The organism is Variovorax sp. P4_D9 (genome assembly GCF_056401695.1).
In genome coordinates this window covers 1-5,963 of sequence record NZ_JBFUIU010000564.1, presented here as the reverse complement: position 1 = coordinate 5,963, position 5,963 = coordinate 1, and the positions used below count along the sequence as shown (strand labels likewise).

The window sequence follows — 5,963 nt, the reverse complement described above, 5'->3', positions numbered from 1 at the left end:
CCCATGGTCGCCGTATTGCAGCACCGCGGTCGGCGAGGCCTTGATACCCAGCTTGTGCTCGATGCTCACGCAGTGSACGTCRTTGCGCKCGCCCAGCGAGCCGTCCTTGTTCACGAGGAACTTCGGCACCACGAACAGGCTGATGCCCTTCACGCCTTCGGGCGCGCCGGTGACGCGGGCCAGCACCAGATGGACGATGTTCTCGGCCATGTCGTGCTCACCGTAGGTGATGAAGATCTTGGTGCCGAACACCTTGTAGCTGCCGTCGGGCTGAGGTAACGCGCGGCTGCGCACCATCGCCAGGTCGCTGCCGGCCTGCGGCTCGGTCAGGTTCATGGTGCCGGTCCAGCGGCCTTCGATCATCGGCGGCAGGTAGGTCTGCTTCAATTCATCGGAGCCGGCGGTCAGCAGCGCCTCGATGGCGCCATCGGTCAGCAACGGGCACAACGCGAAGCTGAGATTGGCGCTGTTGTTGATTTCGATGCACGCGGCCCCGATTGTCTTCGGCAGGTCTTGGCCTCCGTAGACGGCTGGGTGCTGCAGCCCTTGCCAGCCGCCCTCGGCGTATTGGCGGTAAGCCTCCGAGAATCCGGGCGTGGTCGTCACGGCGCCGTCTTTCCACGTCGACGGGTTCTTGTCGCCTTCGTGATTCAGCGGCGCAATGACGCCTTCATTGAAGCGGGCGCATTCCTCCAGCACGGCTTGCGCAGTATCGACACCGGCCTCCTCGAAGCCAGGCAGCGTGGCGACCTGGGCGAGGCCGGCGAGTTCGGTCATGCAGAACAGCATGTCCTTGACAGGGGCTTGATAGCTCATCGAGTCTCCTTGGATTCAGTACGTGGTTGGCCGAGCTCGTGCAACGGCATCGCCATGGGGCGGGCGAACTCGACTGTAGGAGTACGAGCGCGACGGAGCTTCGCATTTGGCGCCACGTCCTTCGCATTTCATGCCGGGCGAGGCTTTCGTCGTGGCGCCAAAAGCGAAACAAGTGTCGCCAATTGGGAAGCGTGCCGCGAGTACCCGCGAGAAGATTGCACCTGTCGTGGCGCTCAACTCCGCGCCGAGGCCGCAGGTGTCCTGCCTGCGATCAACATTCCCAACTAATCCTTCGGAGACAAGACAGATGACCCAGCGACCCTGGCTACATTCGTACGGCGAAGTCCCGCCGCAGATCAACCCCGATGCCTACAGTTCGATCGTCGCGCTGCTTGAAGAGGCCATGGGCCGATACGCCGACAAAACGGCGTTCCGTTCGTTCGGACAAGGCCTGAGCTACCGCGACGTCGACCGCTTGTCGGCGCGCTTCGCCACCTTTCTGCAGCGTGAACTCGGCGTGTCCAAGGGCGACCGCATCGCGGTCATGATGCCCAACCTGGCGGCCTTCCCGGTGGTGTTCATGGGAATTGCCCGGCTGGGCGCGGTGCAGGTCAACGTGAACCCGCTCTACACGCCACGAGAACTCGCCCATCAGCTCARCGATGCGGGCGTGAAGACCATCGTCGTGTTCAACGGTTCCACCGCGACGCTCGCCGAAGTGGTCACGCAAACATCCGTCACCCAAGTCATCACGGTCAGCCCGGGCGACGCACTGGCGACGGCGGTTCCGGGGCCCGCGGCCGATGCGCGGCTGACCCGCACCCTGGCCTTGGCGGACATCCTGCTCGAAGGCAAACCCACGGACTACCGCGCCCCGGTGCTGACCGGCGACGACCTGCTGTTCCTGCAATACACCGGCGGCACGACCGGTGTGTCGAAGGGCGCCAGCCTGTCGCATCGCAACCTGGTGGCCAACACCGAACAGTACAAGGCCTTCATGCGGGAGACCATCCGGCCCGGCGAGGAAGTGGTGGTGACGGCCCTGCCGCTCTATCACATCTTCGCGCTGATGGTGAACCTGATCAGCTACTTCTCCATCGGTGCCGAGAACTGGCTGGTGGCGAATCCGCGTGACATGGACGGATTGATCGATACCTTCAAACAATCGCGTCCGACGGTTTTCACCGGCGTCAACACGCTCTATGCCGGCCTGGCCGCACATCCGCGCCTCAAGGAAGTGGATTTCTCGCACCTGCGCCTGTCGGTCGGCGGCGGCGCCGCGGTGGTCGGTGCCACCTCCACGCGCTGGAAGGAAGTCACCGGATGCTTCATCCTGGAAGGCTACGGGTTGTCCGAAACCAGCCCGATCCTGTCCATCAATCCGCCATTCATCGGCGAATTCACCGGCACGACGGGATTGCCGCTGCCATCGACGGACATCAAGCTGATCGACGACAAGGGCGACGAGGTGGCCTTGGGCCAGTCCGGCGAGATTTGCGCCAAGGGTCCTCAGATCATGAGCGGCTATTGGCAGAAGCCCGAGGCCAACGCCGCAGCCTTCACGCCGGATGGCTACTTCCGCACCGGCGACGTCGGCGTTTTCGACGCGCGCGGTTTCCTCAAGATCGTGGACCGCATCAAGGACATGATCATCGTCTCGGGATTCAACGTCTACCCGAACGAGATTGAAGCGGTGGCGACCGCATGCCCCGGCGTGGCCGAGTGCGCCTGCGTGGGCGTGCCCGACGAGAAGACCGGCGAGGCACTGCGCCTCTTCGTCGTGAAGGCACCTGGCGCCGACCTGACGGAGAAGGCTGTCGTCGACCACTGCCGGGCATCCCTGACCGGCTACAAGGTGCCCAGGTCGGTATCGTTCGTCGACGCCCTTCCCAAGTCCACAGTGGGCAAGATCCTCAGGCGCGAGCTGCGAAGCGTCGTCTGAGGAACCCGACCCATACAACGGAGCAGCCCGGGGCCATCCTGTGCGATTCACTTCTTCGCAGTGTGGCCCTCGCGCCATGCCGACGGAACCTGGTGAAACTGGGCGGTGAACCACCGGGTGAAGGAGCCCTGCGTGCTGTAGCCAAGGAGTTCGGATATTCGTTGGAGGCTGTAGTTGGGGTTGTCGATGTACCGGGGCGCCAGTTCGCAGCGCACTTTGTTGACCAACAAGGTGAAGCTCGCCCCGGCTTCGTCCAGCTGGCGCTGCATCGAACGCACGCTCAGCCCGAGACCTTGCGCCACACACTCGCTGGTGGCTCGCCCCATCGGCAGCGTGAGGTAGATAGCTCGACGCACCTCCAGCACGATCTTGTTGTCGCTTGCCCGGGGCAAAGTTTCGATGAACTGCCTCGCATAGCGGGCCATGGCCGGATCGGCGGACGGGTTGGGTGCGTCCAGGTCCGCCGCAGGAATGACGATGCCGCTGAATTCGCTGTTGAATTCCAATCTGCAGGCGAACACGCGGCGATGCAATTGCAGGTCACTTGGGGCCGAATGGGTGAAGTTCACGCTGTCGGGTTGCCACCGCACCCCCATGAGGGCCGCACACATCCGGAACAACACGCCGATCGCCAGTTCAGTGGCCTGGCGCGCCGGGACATGGGCCACCACCTCGAGCCGAACGATCACGACCCTTCCCGCCTCCTCGATCTGGGTTGCCAGGCTTTCGTTGAGAAGGTGCCGGTAGTCGATGGTGGTGACCAGGGCATCCCGCAACGTGGGCTGGTGACTGATCAGCAAGCTGATGGCTCCGAAGTGCGAAAGCTGCCGCGACTCCGCCATGCGCAGACCGAAGTTGATGCATCCGGAGGCCGCCGCCGACTCTTCCAGCACGGCGACCGCCGCATCCGTCGGAATCCGTTGCTCGGGGTCCTTGAGCATGGCCTGGCTCAGTCCCGCGCGCCGAAGTGCCTCCCCGGGGTTGAATCCGAGGCTCGTTGCGACCTCCAGATAGTTGGTCAGGGCTGCGGCACGAACGAGGGGAACCATGGTCAGGTGAGGGGCATTACGGCGCCGCCAAATTCTGGCACGGAATGCGAAATCGATGGCGCAAGTTGCACAGCGTCCCGGCGTCGCAATCTCTAAAGTTGATCCCAAGCATTTCAAGCAGGAGACATGAATGGCAAAGGCAGTACGCCTCTATGAAACCGGTGGACCGGAAGTCCTTCGCTACGAGGACGTTGAAGTGGGCCAGCCCGGCCCCGGCCAGGTGCGGCTGCGCCACGTGGCCGTCGGCCTCAACTACGCAGACACCTACTTTCGAAACGGCACCTATCCCGTGCCGATGCCCAGCGGCATCGGCGTCGAGGCCGCCGGCGTGGTGCAGGAGCTGGGCGAGGGCGTGACCCATCTGGCGGTCGGCGACCGCGTCACCTACACCGGCTTCATCAACACGCTGGGGGCCTACAGCACCGAGCGGCTGATTTCCGCAGCGCCCTTGATCCGCTTGCCCGAGACCATCGCCTTCGAAACCGCGGCCGCCATGACCATGCGGGGCCTGACCAGCGCCTACCTGATGCGCCGCATCTACCCCTTCAAGCAGGGCGACACCTTGCTGTTGCACGCCGCGGCGGGGGGTGTCGGCCTGATCGTCGCGCAGTGGGCCAGGCTTCTGGGCATCACGGTCATCGGGACGGTCTCGACCGAAGAGAAGGCAGAGATCGCCCGCTCGCACGGCTGCGAATACACCATCAACTACAGCCATGACGACGTGGCCCGGCGCGTGCGCGAGATCACGGATGGGGTGGGCGTGAACGTGGTGTTCGACAGCGTCGGCAAGAGCACCTTCATGGCCTCCCTGGACTCGCTCAAGCGTCGCGGCCTGATGGTCTGCGTGGGCACTGCCAGCGGCCCGATTCCGCCCTTCGACCCGCAGCTGCTGGCGGTCAAGGGGTCCCTGTACATGACCCGGCCGGCACTGGCCGACTACATCGTGGACCCTGCCGAGAAGGCGGAACTGGCGGACGAGGTCTTCGGTCACGTGGCGGCGGGCCGCATCAGGATCGAGATCAATCAGCACTATGCCCTGCAGGATGCCGTGCACGCCCACCGCGACCTGGAATCGCGCAAGACGACGGGTTCCTCGATCTTCGTCGTCTGAGAAATACAACCCCCTGGAGACAAATTCATGAAAATCGAACAACTGACCTGCAGCATTGGCGCCGAATTGCTCGACGTGAGCCTGGAGGATGCCGCCTACGACAACGGCGTGTTCAACGAGGTCTATCAAGCCCTGCTGACGCACCGCGTGCTGTTCCTGCGCAATCAGGACATCTCGCGCAAGGTGCACGTGGACTTCGCATCGCGGCTTGGGCAGCTGGAAACCCATCCGATGGTTCCCACCCATCCGGACGCGCCCGGCTTGGTCCAGATCTACAAGAATCCCGACAGCCCCGTCGACCGCTACGAGAACGCCTGGCACACCGACGGCACATGGCGCGAGACGCCCTCGCTGGGCGCTGTACTGCGCTGCGTCGAGTGCCCGCCGGTCGGTGGCGACACGATGTGGGCCAACATGGTCATGGCCTACGAGAAGCTGCCTGCCGAAGTCAAGGCGCAGATCGCCGACCTGTGGGCCAACCACAGTTTCAACAGTTCCTTCGCCGCGGCGATGCCGCAGGAGAAGCGACTGGCCATGAAGGCCCAGTACCCGGACGCCGAACACCCCGTGGTGCGCACGCACCCCGAGACGAGAGAGAAGGTGCTGTTCGTCAACGCCTTCACGACGCACTTCGTCAACTTCCACAACAAGCAGAACGTGCGCTTCGGCCAGGACTACAACCAGGCCGGATTCGACTTGCTGCAGTACCTGATCGCGCAGGCGAGCATCCCCGAATACCAGGTGCGCTGGCGCTGGAAGCCCAACAGCATCGCGATCTGGGACAACCGCAGCACCCAGCACTACGCGGTCATGGACTACCCGCCCTGCCATCGCAAGATGGAACGCGCAGCCATCGTGGGCGACAAGCCCTTTTAAAGCGAACCTCGCACCCGGCCTCATCACCTTTCCAGTTTCAACGAGAGACACACCATGAACTTCCTCGACGGCTCCCTGTTCCCCGAAAACCAGCAACCCCTGATCATCACCGCCGCGCCCTACGCGCCCTCGTGGATGCCCTCCGATTTTCCGGAGGACATTCCGGTCA

5 protein-coding genes and 1 pseudogene are annotated in these 5,963 nt (G+C 63.8%); 4 read left to right on the top strand and 2 right to left on the bottom strand.

The genetic code is table 11. The features are described from left to right. Positions 1-816, bottom strand: an 816-nt coding sequence (locus AC1DY5_RS38885; protein WP_478119790.1) for an acyl-CoA dehydrogenase family protein, incomplete at its 3' end; no start/stop codon positions are given. A 307-nt stretch (positions 817-1,123) separates the two neighbouring features. On the opposite strand from AC1DY5_RS38885, the gene AC1DY5_RS38880 reads away from it, so the two are divergent. Further along, on the top strand, positions 1,124-2,758 hold the full coding sequence (locus tag AC1DY5_RS38880) for an AMP-binding protein (RefSeq protein ID WP_478119789.1): 1,635 nt from the start codon (positions 1,124-1,126) through the stop codon (positions 2,756-2,758). Between the two features lie 47 nt (positions 2,759-2,805). On the opposite strand, the gene AC1DY5_RS38875 is transcribed toward AC1DY5_RS38880, so the two are convergent. After that, positions 2,806-3,807: an AraC family transcriptional regulator gene (locus tag AC1DY5_RS38875; protein ID WP_478119788.1), complete on the bottom strand. Its 1,002-nt coding sequence runs from the start codon at positions 3,805-3,807 to the stop codon at positions 2,806-2,808. 130 nt (positions 3,808-3,937) lie between these two features. On the opposite strand from AC1DY5_RS38875, the gene AC1DY5_RS38870 reads away from it, so the two are divergent. From AC1DY5_RS38870 to AC1DY5_RS38860, 3 genes and pseudogenes are all read left to right on the top strand, one after another. Beyond that, positions 3,938-4,918 carry a quinone oxidoreductase family protein gene (locus AC1DY5_RS38870; protein ID WP_478119787.1) on the top strand — a complete coding sequence of 327 codons (981 nt, stop codon included), beginning with the start codon at positions 3,938-3,940 and terminating at the stop codon, positions 4,916-4,918. Between the two features lie 27 nt (positions 4,919-4,945). Then, positions 4,946-5,794: a TauD/TfdA dioxygenase family protein gene (locus AC1DY5_RS38865; RefSeq protein ID WP_478119786.1), complete on the top strand. Its 849-nt coding sequence runs from the start codon at positions 4,946-4,948 to the stop codon at positions 5,792-5,794. A gap of 54 nt (positions 5,795-5,848) precedes the next feature. Further along, positions 5,849-5,963, top strand: a pseudogene (locus AC1DY5_RS38860) (3-keto-5-aminohexanoate cleavage protein); the annotation flags it as partial.

Coding starts and splice junctions, on each gene's coding strand:
- AC1DY5_RS38875 (WP_478119788.1), bottom strand. CDS start 3,807: ATGGTTCCCCTCGTTCGTGCCGCAGCCCTGACCAACTATCTGGAGGTC.
- AC1DY5_RS38870 (WP_478119787.1), top strand. CDS start 3,938: ATGGCAAAGGCAGTACGCCTCTATGAAACCGGTGGACCGGAAGTCCTT.
- AC1DY5_RS38865 (WP_478119786.1), top strand. CDS start 4,946: ATGAAAATCGAACAACTGACCTGCAGCATTGGCGCCGAATTGCTCGAC.